Genomic DNA, 15,551 nt, shown 5'->3' with positions numbered 1-15,551 from the left:
TCCCTTCCTCTGTTCTACGTCGGATAATAGACTCGCGGAATTATTCCGTGAGATTTCTCACAAAGCCCAAAAAGCGTCTACGCTGTTTTAAGGTTCTGATCACCGACCAAGTGATGGAGAAGCTATGAGTTCATCGTGTATAGAAGAAGTCAGCGTACCAGATGATGACTGGTATCGTATCACCAACGAATTGCTGGGCCGTGCGGGTATCGCCATCAATGGCACTGCCCCGGCGGATATTCGTGTTAAAAACCCCGATTTTTTCAAACGTGTATTACAGGAAGGATCGCTGGGGTTAGGTGAAAGTTATATGGATGGCTGGTGGGAATGCGACCGACTGGACATGTTTTTTAGTAAAGTCTTACGAGCCGGGCTCGAAAACCAACTCCCCCACCATTTCAAAGATACGCTGCGTATCGCGGGCGCGCGCCTGTTCAACTTACAAAGTAAAAAACGCGCCTGGATAGTCGGGAAAGAACATTACGATCTCGGCAACGATCTTTTCTCCCGCATGCTCGACCCGTATATGCAATATTCCTGCGCTTACTGGAAAGATGCAGACACACTGGAATCCGCCCAGCAAGCGAAGCTGAAGCTCATTTGTGAAAAATTACAGTTGCAGCCGGGTATGCGCGTGCTGGATATCGGATGCGGCTGGGGCGGCTTGTCCCAGTTTATGGCGTCCAATTATGACGTCAGCGTCGTTGGCGTCACGATTTCCGCCGAGCAGCAAAAGATGGCCCAGGAACGTTGCGCAGGTCTGAACGTTTCTATTCGGCTACAGGATTACCGCGACCTTAACGAGCAGTTTGATCGCATTGTGTCCGTTGGTATGTTTGAGCACGTCGGGCCGAAGAACTATAAAACCTATTTTGAAGTGGTCGACCGTAATTTGAAACCGGACGGTATTTTCCTGCTCCATACTATCGGTTCCAAAAAGACGGATAATAACGTCGATCCGTGGATCAATAAGTATATTTTTCCGAACGGGTGCCTGCCGTCTGTTCGCCAGATTGCGAATGCCAGCGAATCGCATTTCGTGATGGAAGACTGGCACAATTTTGGCGCAGATTACGACACCACCCTGATGGCCTGGTATTCTCGCTTTATCAACGGCTGGCCGGAAATTGCAGATAATTACACCGAACGGTTTAAACGCATGTTCAGTTATTATCTGAATGCATGCGCCGGGGCGTTTCGCGCCCGTGATATACAGCTATGGCAGGTGGTTTTTTCTCGCGGCGTCGAACACGGCCTGCGTATTCCCCGCTAATCCTGATAACCCCCGCGCTGCGGGGGTTTTTACGTCGGGTTACGCGTCGCCTGTATGCAGGTTCGCCGCGCTTTCCCGTGCCGCCAGCACGCGCTCGACGGTGTCAACAACCGCCTGGGTTTGCGGATCAATTTCGATATTGACGCGAGCGCCCAGTTTTTTCTTACCCAGCGTGGTGCGTTCCAGCGTTTCCGGGATCAGATGAACGCAAAAGCGCGTTGGCGTCACTTCCCCTACCGTCAGACTGATGCCATCGATGCCGATGAATCCCTTATACAGGATATATTTCATCAGCTGCGGGTCCTGAACTTTAAACCAGACCTGACGATTATTCTCAGAGGTCAGAATTTTCGAAATTTCAGCCGTGGTCATAATGTGACCCGACATTAAATGCCCGCCAATCTCATCGCTGAATTTCGCCGCACGCTCCACGTTAACGAGATCGCCGACGCTCAGATCGCCAAGATTGGTAATGCGTAACGTCTCTTTCATCAGGTCAAAGCTGATCTGATTACCGTTTATTTCAGTGACGGTCAGGCAACAGCCGTTGTGCGCCACCGATGCGCCCGTCTCCAGCGCGTCCAGCATGTGTTCAGGTAATTCCACGACATGCGTGCGGAAATTCGGTTTTTCATCAATCGACACCAGTTTCGCGGTGCCCTGCACAATACCTGTAAACATACCTGCAACTCCTGAAATCAGTTAATACATCTCTGCCCAGCACAATAGCAGGTGGAAAATCAGGTTGCCAGCAAAGCGCTAAAAGCACCTGTTTTTTCACTGGAGAATTACGTATTCCTCGCTACAATAGACTGAAATTTCCCCTGCATTTTCTTCTTGCTGCCATTTAAGGCGGCTTTTTTAGTCTCTCAAATAACAACAAATAATGGTGTATACGTGCAAAAGTATATCAGTGAAGCGCGTCAGTTATTGGCTCTGGCAATACCGGTGATTCTTGCGCAAATCGCCCAAACCGCGATGGGATTCGTCGATACCGTGATGGCTGGTGGGTACAGCGCCACGGATATGGCTGCCGTCGCTATCGGCACATCTATCTGGCTGCCCGCCATTCTGTTTGGTCATGGGCTGTTACTGGCTCTGACCCCGGTTATCGCGCAGCTCAACGGCTCTGGCCGCCGCGAACGCATCGCTCACCAGGTGCGACAAGGCTTCTGGCTGGCGGGCTGTGTGTCCGTTCTCATTATGTTTGTGCTATGGAATGCCGGATACATTATTCGTTCTATGCATAACATTGATCCTGCGCTGGCGGATAAAGCCGTGGGCTATCTTCGCGCGCTCCTGTGGGGCGCGCCGGGATACCTGTTCTTTCAGGTTGCGCGTAACCAGTGCGAAGGTCTGGCAAAAACCAAACCCGGCATGGTCATAGGCTTCCTTGGCCTGCTGGTCAACATTCCGGTGAACTATATATTCATCTATGGCCACTTCGGTATGCCGGAACTCGGCGGCGTGGGCTGCGGCGTTGCCACGGCGGCGGTCTATTGGGTGATGTTTATCGCGATGGCCTCGTATGTGAAACGTGCGCGTTCAATGCGCGATATCCGCAACGAGCGCGGATTCAGCAAGCCGGATACGGCGGTCATGAAACGTCTGGTACAGCTAGGTTTGCCGATCGCCCTGGCGCTGTTTTTTGAAGTCACCCTGTTTGCCGTGGTGGCGCTGTTGGTTTCACCGCTGGGTATTGTGGATGTCGCAGGCCACCAGATTGCCCTGAACTTCAGTTCGCTGATGTTCGTATTGCCGATGTCGCTGGCGGCTGCGGTTACCATCCGCGTGGGCTATCGACTTGGCCAGGGCTCAACGCTGGATGCCCAGACAGCCGCCAGAACAGGGCTGGGCGTCGGGGTTTGCATGGCCGTTATCACCGCAATTTTTACCGTGACGCTGCGTGAGCCTATCGCCCTGCTCTATAACGACAATCCTGAAGTGGTCACGCTCGCCGCGCAACTGATGCTGCTGGCGGCGGTGTATCAAATTTCCGATTCGATCCAGGTTATCGGCAGCGGTATTTTGCGTGGTTATAAAGATACGCGGTCGATTTTCTTTATTACCTTTACAGCTTACTGGGTGCTGGGATTACCGAGCGGTTATATCCTCGCGCTGACCGATCTGGTGGTGGATCGCATGGGACCGGCCGGGTTCTGGATGGGCTTTATTATCGGCCTGACGTCTGCGGCTATTATGATGATGCTGCGTATGCGATATCTGCAACGCCAGTCATCAGCGATTATTTTGCAGCGCGCTGCGCGATAAATCAGCAATAGCCGCCGAACGGCGGCTATTCTCTCGACATTTTGCGCGTTTCCTCTGCAATCGAGTGAAATCAGGAAGAAAATTACGTTTTCCCTCTTGCCTCATTCCGGCTCTGCCGCTAATATTCGTCCCCGTTGTCACCTGCAACATTGCGTTCATAGCTCAGTTGGTTAGAGCACCACCTTGACATGGTGGGGGTCGTTGGTTCGAGTCCAATTGAACGCACCATCCTGCGTCTGTAGCTCAGTTGGTTAGAGCACCACCTTGACATGGTGGGGGTCGATGGTTCGAGTCCATTCAGACGCACCATTCTTTATCCACACAGCACACTGTTCCCACAGCGCATTGTTCCCACAAATCTTTCCTGAATTCATGGTTTGACCGTTGTACAGACCAACAACCGCAACTGTCCCTTCACCCCTGCTGCCCTGATATTAATTATCTTACTGATTTTATTCTATTTAATAACCTGAAATTGCCGCTAACGGCAGCGCGCTCGCACGACTAAAAATGTAAATGATAATCATTATTGTGTTGCAAATGAGAAATATTGCTAATAAGTTATTTCACGCAATTTCTCTTTTAACAATGGCAAGTGATTAATATCATGATAAAAAAGGCATATAAATTATCGCTTTTGAGTTCGCTTATTGCAGGGAGTCTGGCGATTCCTGCGGTACAGGCTGACGACATCAAAACAGCGGCAAACCAGAAAGCAGAACAAACAAACGCCAGTAACCCACCTGAGAAACAGGCTGCCCGCGACAAAGAAATAAACAGCGGCGAAACCATGGTCGTGACGGCCAAAGAACAGACGCTCCAGGCCCCCGGCGTCTCTATCATTGACAGTGAGGCCATTAAAAAACGGCCAATACAGCGCGACGTCGCTGAGATCATTCGCACCATGCCGGGCGTCAATCTCACCGGGAACTCTAACAGCGGACAACGCGGGAATAACCGCCAGATTGATATCCGCGGCATGGGGCCGGAGAACACTCTGATTCTGATTGACGGTATGCCTGTCTCCAGCCGCAACTCGGTGCGCTATGGCTGGAGCGATGAGCGCGATACCCGTGGCGACACCAACTGGGTGCCGCCAGAAATGATCGAGCGCATTGAGGTCATCCGTGGCCCGGCCGCCGCGATGTACGGCAGTGGCGCAATGGGCGGGGTCGTCAATATCATCACCAAACCGGCGACGGACGAATGGCACGGCAGTTTAAATACCTATTACAACTTTCCACAGCACAAATCCGAAGGCAGCACCAAACGCTATAACGGCAGTTTAAGCGGCGCGCTGGCGGATAATCTGACCCTGCGAGTCTACGGTAACTGGAATAAAACGCAGGCTGATGCCCAGGATATCAACGAAAACCACACGACCCCGCGTATCGGTTCTTATGCCGGTAGCTACCCCGCTGGCCGTGAAGGTTTTATCAATAAAGACATCAATTCAGCTCTGCGCTGGGAATTTATGCCGATGCAGGCGCTGGAACTGGGGGCCGGCTACAGTCGCCACGGCAACCTGTATGCCGGTGATACGCAAAACACCAACAGCAACGCGCTGGTAAAAAAATATTATGGCAAAGAAACAAACGTTCTCTACCGCCAGACGCTCAGCCTGAAATATACCGGCGCCTGGGACAGCGGCGTCACCACCAATAACTATGTACAGTTTGAAAAAACGCGTAATACCCGCCTCAATGAAGGCCTCTCTGGCGGCATCTCGGGGATTTTCAGCCCGTCAAATGAAGGGTTCTCGACCATTTCGTTGTATGACACCAACCTGCACTCGGAAGTGAATATCCCGCTTGACCTGTGGGTTAGCCAGACGCTGACCTTTGGCGCGGAATTTAACCACCAGGCGATGAAAGATCCGTCGTCAAATACCGAATCCACCACCGGCGGAGGCTCGGTTCCGGGGATTGCCGATACCGGGCGCAGCAAATACAGCTCAGCGGATATTTACGGCATCTTTGCGGAAGATAACCTTGAACTGACGGACAGCACCCGTCTGACCCCTGCCATTCGCTTCAACCACCAGAGTATTAGCGGCAGTAACTGGAGTCCGTCACTGAACCTCTCCCAGGAACTGGGCGGTGACTTCACGTTAAAACTGGGTATTGCCCGCGCATGGAAAGCACCAAACCTGTATCAAACCAACCCCAACTACCTGTTATTCAGTAAAGGCCAGGGATGCTACGGCGGCGGCGCCTGCTATCTGCAAGGCAACCGCGATCTGAAAGCAGAAACCAGCGTCAATAAAGAGGTAGGGATTGAATATAATCATGATGAAGTGCAGGCCGGGCTGACCTGGTATCGCAACGACTACCATGACAAGATCGCAGCCGGTGACTCGGTTGCGGGCAAAGCCACCTCCGCAAATATTTATCAATGGGAAAACGTGCCAAAAGCCGTCGTTCAGGGGCTGGAAGGGACGTTCAATTTCCCGCTTGCCGATACGCTGAAGATGAAAAATAACTTCACCTATATCATCGAGAACAAGAATAAGAAGAGTGGAGATTACCTGTCGGTTATTCCCAAATACACCATCAACTCAACGCTGGAGTGGCAGGCCGCTAACGATCTGTCGGTGCAGGGTACGCTGACGTGGTATGGCCGCCAGAAACCGAAAAAATACACTTATCAAGGGAACCCCACTTCGGGCAGCGAAACCCGACAGGTATCGCCTTATGCGCTGGTGGGCATGAGTGCGACTTACGCGGTGACGAAATATGTGGATGTAACCGCAGGGATCGATAACCTGTTCGACAAGCGCCACTTCCGTGAAGGAAATGCCCAGACTACCGGTAACGCCACCACGGGCGCGTATCTGTGGGGAGCCGGTGCGAACACCTATAACGAACCTGGCCGCACCTACTACATGCAGGTGGGACTGCACTTCTGACGACCACCAGACTCGCATCATAGCGTAATGGCTAAGGGCGGCTTCCCGCCGCCCTCTTCACTCACTGCCCGGTTAATCGCAGCGCGCTGCCCCGGGAGTCTCCTCCGCGCTCATATTCAGTAATGCACTCTGAAAAGAGGCGGTGAACATCGGCCCGTGCGTCAACCCCGGGTAATTCCACCAGGCAACCGCAAGCCCGTCTTTTTGCAGGGCGGAAACGGCGTCGCGGGTTTTATTCAGGATACCGGAAACCGGAGTCTGCGCATTTTTCCCCGGTGAAGCGGAACCTTCCATGAAAAATAAACGCTTATGGCAATTTTTTGCGGCATCCATTGTGGTTAACCGGGTTAACAACGAGGAATTGTCTCTTCCCAGCGATGGGCTGGCGCTGTAGTAAAACTGAAAAAATGACGACGACAGCCACGAATCAAGGACGAATAAGCCGCCGTAGGAGTGTCCCCATACGCCGCGTCGTTCAGAATCGATGTTGAGTCCTTGTTCCGTTTGCGGCGCGATACGCGTCTCCAGCAGTCGACGGAAGTCCCCACTGCCGCCACCCAGTCGACGATAGCGCCCCTCCGCCCCGCTTTTCACTTCCAGCGCGGGCGTATAATCATAGGCTCTGCCGTTCAGATCAAAGGGTAAGTGGGTCTGGTAGCCGATGGCGACAATAACGGGGGGCGTTTTTTCCGCCAGTTGTTTCAGCAAGTCCTCCGTCAGGCGGTCCATCACCGCGTTGCCATCCAGCATATACAGAACCGGATAACCCGACGCTGGCGGCGTTTTATCAGGAATGCCGGTCCAGACCTTGTAATGCCTTTTTCCGTCGGCGGAGTCGAAATTTTCAACCCTGAAATGGTAAAACGCGGAACCCCGATCGGCGATATTCGGTCCCAGCGGCTCCATATCCGGCCTGGCATACCCTTTCGCGCCATACAGCAGAGTAATGCAAGAGATTGCTAAAAACAGCGCCATGCGACGACGCCCGTTTCGATACTCACGGCCATACATCTCTTCGTTATTCCTTTTTTACAGGTGAAGTTCAGATTTTTACAACATTACATACAGTTACCCGAAAGGCTCTGCGGGTCAAGTAAACCGTTACGGCCTTCATTCACATTTAAAATTCTGGTGAATGTACTTTAATCACTTATTTCGCAAAACAATATAAGTTTGTGCAAAGTCTCACAGTAACCTATTTTTATGCGCGTTATAGTGGCGACAACAGCAAATAAACAAGGCCTCTATTCGTTATGAAAAACATCTTTACACTGACATTCCTCGCGCTAAGCTGCCTTTCCACGCACGCTATAGCCAGTGAAAAACTTGCCGGTAATGAAATTCTCGCCGTTCAGAAAGGCGGTGTCCCGGATAAGATTTATGAAAATAACAAGCCTCATTTAAGAATTGCGACCTATAACATCGGCAAAAATGAAGCGTCCGAAAATGTAGCTGATTTCACGTCGCTTAACGCCGCTATCAAAAAAATTGCAGCCGATATCATTGCGGTTCCAGAGGTTGATAATAAAACCGCAAGAAGCCAAAAGATTGATCAATTGAAAACGATCGCCGATGCAAATAACTATCACTATGCCTTTGGTAAGGCGCTGGATTTTGACGGTGGTGAATACGGACTCGGCATTTTATCGAAATACAAAATTCAGCATACTCAGGTTATCAATTTACCCTCAGGCGATGCAGAACAACGGGTAGCATTACTGGCGCAAATTGAGGTTCCGGGTTTCGATACGCCGGTACTGGTCATGGTTACCCACCTTGACTGGCAAAAAGATCCCACCATGCGAATTGAGCAAGTCCGCCATCTGCTGGATGTCAGTATTGGCGATGCGTCATCCGATTTTAAAGATATCGCCTCTTCAATAAAAATTCTGGCTGGCGATTTCAACTCTACCCGTGACGAACAGCCGTTAAAAGAAATTGGCTATTTCTTTAATCCGGTTGAGAAACAGGGGACGGATTATCGTACATGGCCTGCGGTTAACCCGGCGATTGATATTGACCACATCTTCACTTTCAAGGGGCAAAAATGGGATGTGAAGAAAATAGAAATTCCGCATAACTCCCCTGCTTTCACCTGGTCGTCGGCAAGCGACCATCTCCCCTTTATCGCGGATATGGAACTCACCGAGCAGTAACCTATTGGCAGGGATGGCGGGATTTCCGCTTTCCCTGCTGGCAACCGCACCGATCGCCAATAGCGCAAGGTGCATCAATCACAGATTTTGCCCTATACTGGAAAGCTGACAAACACTGAACTAAACAGGTGATTGATGGATATTGATCTCGACAATCTGGTCTTTGACGGGCTGGAGGAAGCGCAAAAGCGTAACGCTGAACGTCTGGAAGACGCAGATAAAAAAGCCCAGGCGGTTATTGCGGATGATGACTGCGGCGATGCCTGCAAAATATAACGACAGAACCGGCGTGATGCCGGTTTTTTTTATTCAGGATTAAGCCGCAGAAAGCGCGCAGATTTCGTTCCAGTATGCCTCGCGCGTTTGTCGATGTTCAGCGTTCTGTTTTATCACGGAACCACTCCGGATCAATGTTGGCGATATCCACGCCATACAGGCTGGCGACAGGAAGAACAGACTCAACAATACGCTGAAGATGAGGCTCCGCATCGTACTGTCGGGTCTGTGGACGTGCCTTCACCACAGTATGCCAAAGACGTTTAAACCCATTCATCTTCTCCGCCCCTCTGTCTGTATGCTGGATGCGTTTTATTGCAGCGCATTCGCGTGAAAAAATGAAATACGAAATCCTGCCATCCTTGTGCATTTATTGCATTAGACCATCCCATCTTAATTCACCGACCATTAACATCTGTTTTACTAATATCTTTTTGTATATAGATAAGAATCTTTTCTTATTTGGTGACGACGGCGAGTTGTGGGAGCGTAAAAAGACAAACCCAATCATGTCGCGAATGTAGCGGCCTTTTTGATCGCGACATGAATTATTTAGCGTCTCTACAGGGATATCAAAGAAGATGATGGCAACGACAATTCACAGCACTAAAAAAACATTACTGGCATTAAGTGCGCTATTCGCATCCGGTATTGCCGCGTTACCCGCCCAGGCCGATCAACTGGCGGATATTAAAGCCGCCGGCGTAGTGAAAGTGGCCACGTTCGATGCGAACCCGCCGTTTGGCTCCGTCGATCCGCAAACGCATAAAATCGTTGGCTACGACGTTGATTTTGCCGAAGCGCTGGCCAAATCGTTGGGAGTCAAACTGGAACTGGTCGCCACCAACCCAGCCAACCGTATCCCGTTACTGCAATCGGGTAAGGCCGATCTGATCGTCGCGGATATTACCATCACCCCGGAGCGCGCCCAGGTTATCGACTTTTCCGTTCCCTATTTTGTCACCGGGCAACAATTCCTGGTTCCGGCGACCTCCCCCGACAAGCTGGATGAGTACAGCCGCGCGCGAATTGGCGCGGTGAAAGGAACAACGGGGGAACAGGCGCTGCACCAGCGTTTCCCTCAATCCCGCGTGCTGGCCTATGATGATATCCCGCTGGCGCTGACCGCGCTGCGTAATGGCAACGTTCAGGCGATCACCCAGGACAGCACCATTCTGGCGGGCCTGTTAAGCGGGGCGCCGGACAAAGCCAACTTTAAAATCCTACCCGATCTGCTGAGCAAAGAGGAAATCGGCGTCGGGGTGAAAAAAGGCGAACCCGCGCTGTTAAAGGCGGTGAACGATGAACTGCTGAAGCTCGAGTCCACCGGACAGGCGGCTAAAATCTATGACGTCTGGTTCGGCCCCGAAACCAAAAATCCACAGCCGCGCGCCTTTAAAATAGAAGCGAAGTAATATGCTCTCAGGTTTGTTTACCCGCTCCGCAGCTTCGGCTGCGGATTTTACGCATTTGCGTCAGGCGCGCGTTGAACTGCGCGATGTGATCAAACAGTACGACGGGCACCGGGTATTAAACGGTGTCAATCTGACGGTGGAACCCGGAGAAGTCGTTACCATCCTTGGGCCATCCGGTTCGGGAAAATCCACGCTTATTCGACTCATCAACCAGCTTGAGTCATTAAGCGGCGGCGATATTTTTATCGATGATAAGCCCATTGGTCAGCTCAAGGGCGCAGCGCTGCGCCAGTTACGCAGCCGCATTGGATTCGTATTCCAGCAATTCAACCTTTACGCCCATCTGACGGCGCAGCAGAACATTACGCTGGCGCTGGAATATGTGCATGGCTGGAATAAAGAGGCCGCCCGGCAGCGGGCCCGCGAGTTGCTGGACCAGGTGGGTCTGGCTGAAAAAGCCGACGCATTTGCCGCCCAGCTCTCTGGTGGACAGCAGCAGCGCGTCGCCATTGCCCGCGCGCTGGCCTCCTCTCCGCAAATTATCCTTTTTGATGAGCCAACATCCGCGCTGGACCCGGAAATGATCGGCGAAGTCTTACAGGTAATGAAGAACCTTGCCCACAGCGGGATCACCATGATCGTCGTTACGCACGAGATGCACTTCGCGCGCGAAATTGCCGACCGTGTCGTGTTTATCGACGGCGGCGATATTCTGGAAGTCGCCTCGCCTGAAGCATTTTTTACCCGTCCGCAGCACCCCAGAACCCAGCGCTTCCTGAAGAAAGTGCTCGATCCGTTACACCAGGAGTCATCGTTATAATGCTTACTCTGGACTGGCAGGGGGTGCTGAGCGAGCAACCTCTGCAATGGGTCATCTCGGGTTTTTTGACCACGCTCTGGGTAACGCTGGCAGGCGTTTTGCTATCGACACTGCTGGCGATTATCCTGCTCGCGCTACGTCTCTCCGGCAACGCATTCGGTCGCCGTCTGGTCGCCGCCTGGGTCTCGCTGTTTCGCAATACGCCTCTGCTTGTGCAGTTGATGTTCTGGTACTTCGCAGCGTGGAATTTTCTGCCCCGTGGCGTGATTGATTTCGTTAATACCGATCATTTTTGGTCGATCCTGCCTGGCGATGTCTGGTGGCTGACGCCAGAATTTCTCTGCTCCGCATGGGGGCTGGGGGTATTCACATCGGCCTTTCTGGTTGAGGAGATCGCATCGGGGTTGCAGGCGGTATCCGCCGGGCAGCGAGAGGCCGCTGTATCGCAAGGTTTTTCCGCATGGACGACCCTCCGCCATATTCTGCTCCCCCAGGGGCTGGCAAACGCCTGGCAACCCATCGTGGGGCAATACCTTAACCTGATGAAACTCTCATCGCTTGCCAGCGGTATCGGCTTTGCCGAACTGACCTATCAGGTGCGACAAATTGAAAGCTATAACGCCCATGCTCTGGAAGCCTTTGCCGTCGGCACCGCGCTCTATTTGCTGACCGGCATTGTATTGGGTCTGCTACTGGCGCGGCTAAACCCCGCCCCGGCCAAAAGAGTGAAGCCCAAAACGCGTATTTTCAGCCTCAGGAGTCCACACCATGATCGCTAATATTTCGGTCATTACCGACAATCTGGATTACCTACTGTGGGGACGCGCTGCTGATGGTCAACCCGGCGGCGTGCTTCTCACGTTGTTGATGGCGCTGGGTGCTGGCGTGCTGGCGCTTCCCGGCGGGGTGGTTCTCGCCTGTCTTGCCTGGCGATTTCCGGGCGTTATCCGTAATGGGCTGTTTCTCTGGGCGGAATTTATTCGCGGCATTCCGCTGATCTTCGTGATCTTCTGGATGTGGTATTTGCTGCCAATGCTTACCGGAAGCGATCTTCCCGGCGCCGTTACCGTCACGCTGGCGCTGGCCTGGTTTACTGCGGCATCGGTGATGCACTCCGTTTATGCCGGCATAAACGCGCTTCCTGCCGGGCAGTACGACGCCTCGGTAGTGCAGGGATTTCGCCCGTTTCAGGCATTATGGCTCATTCTGCTTCCCCAGGTGCTACGCAATGTAATGCCGTCATTGACCGGCATTTTTATCGGCCTGCTGAAAGACACATCGCTGGCGTTTATCGTCAATGTTCCTGAACTGACTACCGTCGCCGGTCAGGTGAATAACCGGGTACAGATTTACCCGGCGGCCATTTTTATCTTTACCGGACTGGTCTATTACCTGCTCTGTTTTGGCCTGGAGAGATTCACCCGTCGACGATTCGCCATCCGATAAACGGCTCAACATTCAACAAACTGATGTTGTTCGTTGAGGCGATATTTTACCCCGGCGCGTATGTTGTTCTCGCCTTCAATGGCAACGGCGAAACGGGTACGTTCACCATCGTGGTACGCCAGCGCGGCACAGCCGCCGGGCCCCAGTATCAGGGAGTCAACGTGCCCGGTGCTGGCGATAACCGCATTGTCACCGCTGGTAACGAGATGGACATTCTCTCCGCTGTTGGCAATTCTGGTATTGGCGCCAAAGCTGACAACCTGCGCCAGATCGCCATTGCTGGCAATATTGCTCCTGTCACCCAGCGTGCTGATGCGCACCCGCATTCCCGCGCTGGCAATACGACTCCCGTCACCGGCGCAGCTTACGCGGGTTGAGTTCCCTGCCACCGCCACCCGCGCGCGATCGCCGGAACAGCCTATATGCGTGTTGTAGCCTGCGCTGCCAATGCGCGCGCAGTACCCCGCGCTGGCAATCTGCGAAGCGTACCCCACGCTGGCAATTTTGACATTATCGCCCGCACATCCCAGATGAACGTTATCGTCCGCGCAGGCAATGTGTTCGCTATTACCGTGGTGCGACTGCGCATTCACCAGGCTGTCCATCGCGCTGATATCCTGACGCGCAAAGCTCTCCTCATCCAGCCAGCGCGACCAGGCATATTCCACCAGGCTATTTGCCCAGTCGAGATAGCCTTCACTGCTCAGCGCCCGATGCACGTCGGCGTAGCTGCCGCCATTCGGAAAGCGACGGACAAACCAACGATACATGACGGGCCCGACTCGCCAGGTACGTAAATCCTCTCGCGTAATGATCATCCGTTAGTGCCGATGATAGCCATCAACCATGCAGCGGAAGGTCTCACCGGGCGTACGACCTGTCGTGCAAAGGTAAAGATGACCGAAGATAAAAAAGAGGCTAACGATCGCCAGCGCGAAATGCGCCTGCAACAGCCAGTAACGCACGCCGGGGAACAGATCGCCCGCCGCCTGCGGATAAAGCGACAGTAGTCCGGTTATCAGCAACAGCGGCACCAGGCCGTACATCATCCCGAGATAAGCGGCCTGCTGTAACGGGTTGAATTTAGACTGCGCGGTGGCGGGAAACGGATGTTCCTCCCCCTGCATAATGCCAAACAGATAGAAGCGGGTCTGCTTCATCGCCCGGCCAATCCAGCCCTCGCGGCGAATAATATAATGGTGTCCGTTGCCGCCCAGCATGTTGATCAAAACAAAACCCAGCCAACACGCCAGCAGCAGAAAACCGCAGATCTCATGCACCGTCAGCAGGCTCTTCATCACCGACGCGCCAACCAGCGAGAAATGATTGATCAGCCCGCTGCCGAGCAGGAGCACAAACAGTAGCGCGTTCGACCAGTGCCACAATCTCACCGCTTTTGAGTACAGGTAAACCTTTTCACCGTGACCGGCCGCGGCTTTGTTGGCGGCGCGAAACCGCAGCATGGCATGCAGCCCCAACACCAGCCACATCGCTACCAGCATCAGTCCGGCGATGACTAACCAGACAGGCCAGTATTCGGGAGAAAACACGGGGACATAGTTCGCCAGTTGGGCATGGAACTGTTCAGCATTCTGCGACGCGTTCATACATTTTCCTTTTTAATCAAATGTTGACCGAACCGGCGATACAGATGCGGTTTTCCGGCGCCTGCGAGTTGGTGTTGATAGAATTTGTTCTCCTTCAGCCAGGTCTGAATTTCCGGGCTGTCTTCACGACCAAAAATCAATGCGTGCTCCGGGCAGGCATTCACGCAAATCGGCGGGAACCCCTTTGCCAGGCGAGATTCGGCGCAAAAGTCGCATTTATCCGCCACTTTGGTTTGTGGATTGAGATAACGCACCTGATACGGACAAGCGCCTATACAGTAGCTACAGCCGATACAACGCGATTCATCTACCCGCACAATACCGCGCTCATCACGCCAGGAGGCGCCGGTCGGGCAAACATCAATACAGGGCGCATTTTCACAGTGCTGGCAGGACTGGCGGAAATAGTGATAAACGGTTTCGTTTTCATTATCCGAAACAGGAATATGCGCGATGGATAAACGACTGCCCTGAGCCGGAACATGGTTGGTCTTGCGACACGCCCGGGCACAGAGATTGCAGCCGTTACACCGGGATTCGTCATGAATCATGGCATAACGCACCGCTTTGCTATTCTTCGTGTTCGCTAACAAATTTTGGCCGGGCCCGCTGAAAAAAATCACCGTCCCCATACCAAGCACAAATTTTCGTCGAGTGAAGGACATCTGGTTATCCTCTAATCCGGTGGCAGCGATCGCCCACGCTTTCCATGACATCACCCTGAACAATCAGGGATTCTGAAACTGCTCAACCTCAAGCCATTCGCATAAGCCATATGCCTTGCCGTAGCTCATAAAACGTTCGCTAAACAGATACGGCACGTCGTTGGACGACGCCACACGGCGAATATCCGCGTAATCCGGGTGCGTGTCGATCGCGGCAAGGGCTGTCTCTATTTGCTGCGGCGCAAAGCGGTATGGCGGTTGTTCCAGCATGGCGACCTTGTAGGGTCGCGGATAGGTCTGGCAATCAAAACGCACCGCCTGTGCGATAGCCCGGCAAATATCGTTCTCCACCACCTGCACGCACATGTCGGCATAGTTAGCGGTCATGGTTTGCGTCGAGTAGTAATAATCATCCTGAGCACCCTGCACGCTGGCGATATCCGCCCCTGTCTCGCTCTGAAGCAGCGTCTCCAGCAGCGGCATTAACGCCTCTTCCTCCACTGAATACGGCGGTTGCAGGAAAAGCGCGCGAGCCACCAGCTGGCCTGAAGCAGAATGCTGGCGGATGAACTCCGCCATGATCTCTGCCGGACTCGCGGGAGGCGCCGATTCATCCACTCGCCTTTCATGCTGATGTAAGCCTTGCAGCCACTGCCGCTTTTCAATATCCACCTCAGGCGTGGAGTGTTCGCCCTCTGAATGACTCATCTCACC

16 protein-coding genes and 2 tRNA genes are annotated in these 15,551 nt (G+C 53.0%); 11 read left to right on the top strand and 7 right to left on the bottom strand.

The window, feature by feature from the left end; all coding sequences use genetic code 11:
* The first annotated feature begins 124 nt into the window (after positions 1-124).
* Positions 125-1,273: a cyclopropane fatty acyl phospholipid synthase gene (cfa, locus tag OGV83_RS06070; protein WP_112002406.1), complete on the top strand. Its 1,149-nt coding sequence runs from the start codon at positions 125-127 to the stop codon at positions 1,271-1,273.
* A 39-nt stretch (positions 1,274-1,312) separates the two neighbouring features.
* On the opposite strand, the gene OGV83_RS06065 is transcribed toward cfa, so the two are convergent.
* Positions 1,313-1,954, bottom strand: a complete 642-nt coding sequence (locus OGV83_RS06065; protein WP_275149011.1) for a riboflavin synthase subunit alpha — start codon at positions 1,952-1,954, stop codon at positions 1,313-1,315.
* Positions 1,955-2,170: 216 nt separating this feature from the next.
* Between OGV83_RS06065 and mdtK the strand changes: the two genes are divergently transcribed.
* The 4 genes from mdtK to OGV83_RS06045 all read left to right on the top strand — a co-directional run bounded on the left by mdtK (position 2,171) and on the right by OGV83_RS06045 (position 6,452).
* Positions 2,171-3,544: a multidrug efflux MATE transporter MdtK gene (gene mdtK / locus OGV83_RS06060; protein ID WP_012132551.1), complete on the top strand. Its 1,374-nt coding sequence runs from the start codon at positions 2,171-2,173 to the stop codon at positions 3,542-3,544.
* A gap of 151 nt (positions 3,545-3,695) precedes the next feature.
* Positions 3,696-3,772 (top strand) — tRNA-Val (locus OGV83_RS06055).
* Positions 3,773-3,776: 4 nt separating this feature from the next.
* A tRNA-Val gene (locus tag OGV83_RS06050) sits at positions 3,777-3,853 on the top strand.
* A gap of 298 nt (positions 3,854-4,151) precedes the next feature.
* Entirely contained in the window at positions 4,152-6,452 is a 2,301-nt protein-coding gene (locus OGV83_RS06045; protein ID WP_049010736.1) for a TonB-dependent siderophore receptor, read from the top strand.
* A gap of 72 nt (positions 6,453-6,524) precedes the next feature.
* Here the strand turns inward: OGV83_RS06045 and OGV83_RS06040 are convergent, their stop codons facing one another.
* Complete coding sequence (locus OGV83_RS06040) at positions 6,525-7,463, bottom strand: alpha/beta hydrolase (RefSeq protein WP_286463280.1); 939 nt, start codon at positions 7,461-7,463, stop codon at positions 6,525-6,527.
* Between the two features lie 242 nt (positions 7,464-7,705).
* Here OGV83_RS06040 and OGV83_RS06035 point away from each other — a divergent pair, with 242 nt between their 5' ends.
* Positions 7,706-8,608: an endonuclease/exonuclease/phosphatase family protein gene (locus OGV83_RS06035; RefSeq protein ID WP_071258167.1), complete on the top strand. Its 903-nt coding sequence runs from the start codon at positions 7,706-7,708 to the stop codon at positions 8,606-8,608.
* Positions 8,609-8,743: 135 nt separating this feature from the next.
* The gene (locus tag OGV83_RS06030) at positions 8,744-8,884 is read left to right on the top strand and encodes a hypothetical protein (protein ID WP_115609345.1); all 141 of its coding nucleotides are present in this window, start codon (positions 8,744-8,746) and stop codon (positions 8,882-8,884) included.
* A gap of 97 nt (positions 8,885-8,981) precedes the next feature.
* Here OGV83_RS06030 and OGV83_RS06025 read toward each other — a convergent pair whose 3' ends face one another.
* Complete coding sequence (locus OGV83_RS06025; protein ID WP_024130375.1) at positions 8,982-9,161, bottom strand: hypothetical protein; 180 nt, start codon at positions 9,159-9,161, stop codon at positions 8,982-8,984.
* A gap of 304 nt (positions 9,162-9,465) precedes the next feature.
* On the opposite strand from OGV83_RS06025, the gene OGV83_RS06020 reads away from it, so the two are divergent.
* From OGV83_RS06020 to OGV83_RS06005, 4 genes are read left to right on the top strand one after another with little or no spacing between them, the layout of a single operon-like run.
* Positions 9,466-10,299: an ABC transporter substrate-binding protein gene (locus tag OGV83_RS06020; RefSeq protein WP_047457292.1), complete on the top strand. Its 834-nt coding sequence runs from the start codon at positions 9,466-9,468 to the stop codon at positions 10,297-10,299.
* Position 10,300: 1 nt separating this feature from the next.
* The gene (locus OGV83_RS06015) at positions 10,301-11,119 is read left to right on the top strand and encodes an amino acid ABC transporter ATP-binding protein (protein WP_012132561.1); all 819 of its coding nucleotides are present in this window, start codon (positions 10,301-10,303) and stop codon (positions 11,117-11,119) included.
* A complete protein-coding gene (locus tag OGV83_RS06010; protein WP_200053618.1) occupies positions 11,119-11,898 on the top strand; it encodes an amino acid ABC transporter permease in 780 nt (259 codons plus the stop codon). The genes OGV83_RS06015 and OGV83_RS06010 overlap by 1 nt, the downstream gene beginning before the upstream one ends.
* On the top strand, positions 11,888-12,565 hold the full coding sequence (locus OGV83_RS06005; RefSeq protein WP_012132563.1) for an amino acid ABC transporter permease: 678 nt from the start codon (positions 11,888-11,890) through the stop codon (positions 12,563-12,565). Before OGV83_RS06010 ends, OGV83_RS06005 begins: the two co-directional genes overlap by 11 nt.
* Positions 12,566-12,570: 5 nt before the next feature.
* On the opposite strand, the gene ydhT is transcribed toward OGV83_RS06005, so the two are convergent.
* The 4 genes from ydhT to OGV83_RS05985 all read right to left on the bottom strand — a co-directional run bounded on the left by ydhT (position 12,571) and on the right by OGV83_RS05985 (position 15,545).
* The gene (gene ydhT, locus OGV83_RS06000) at positions 12,571-13,335 is read right to left on the bottom strand and encodes a protein YdhT (protein ID WP_502873444.1); all 765 of its coding nucleotides are present in this window, start codon (positions 13,333-13,335) and stop codon (positions 12,571-12,573) included.
* Positions 13,336-13,386: 51 nt separating this feature from the next.
* Positions 13,387-14,172, bottom strand: a complete 786-nt coding sequence (gene phsC, locus OGV83_RS05995; RefSeq protein WP_286463276.1) for a thiosulfate reductase cytochrome B subunit — start codon at positions 14,170-14,172, stop codon at positions 13,387-13,389.
* Positions 14,169-14,837: a 4Fe-4S dicluster domain-containing protein gene (locus OGV83_RS05990; RefSeq protein WP_286463275.1), complete on the bottom strand. Its 669-nt coding sequence runs from the start codon at positions 14,835-14,837 to the stop codon at positions 14,169-14,171. Before OGV83_RS05990 ends, phsC begins: the two co-directional genes overlap by 4 nt.
* A 63-nt stretch (positions 14,838-14,900) precedes the next feature.
* Positions 14,901-15,545 (bottom strand): YdhW family putative oxidoreductase system protein, encoded by a 645-nt coding sequence (locus OGV83_RS05985; RefSeq protein ID WP_286463274.1) that lies wholly within the window; start codon positions 15,543-15,545, stop codon positions 14,901-14,903.
* Between the last annotated feature and the right edge of the window lie 6 nt (positions 15,546-15,551).

Origin of the sequence: Citrobacter sp. CK189 (assembly GCF_030333505.1) — a bacterium.
Lineage (GTDB): Bacteria > Pseudomonadota > Gammaproteobacteria > Enterobacterales > Enterobacteriaceae > Citrobacter_B > Citrobacter_B koseri.
Note: the sequence above shows the minus strand (reverse complement) of the source record. Positions and strands in the feature narration are given on the sequence as shown.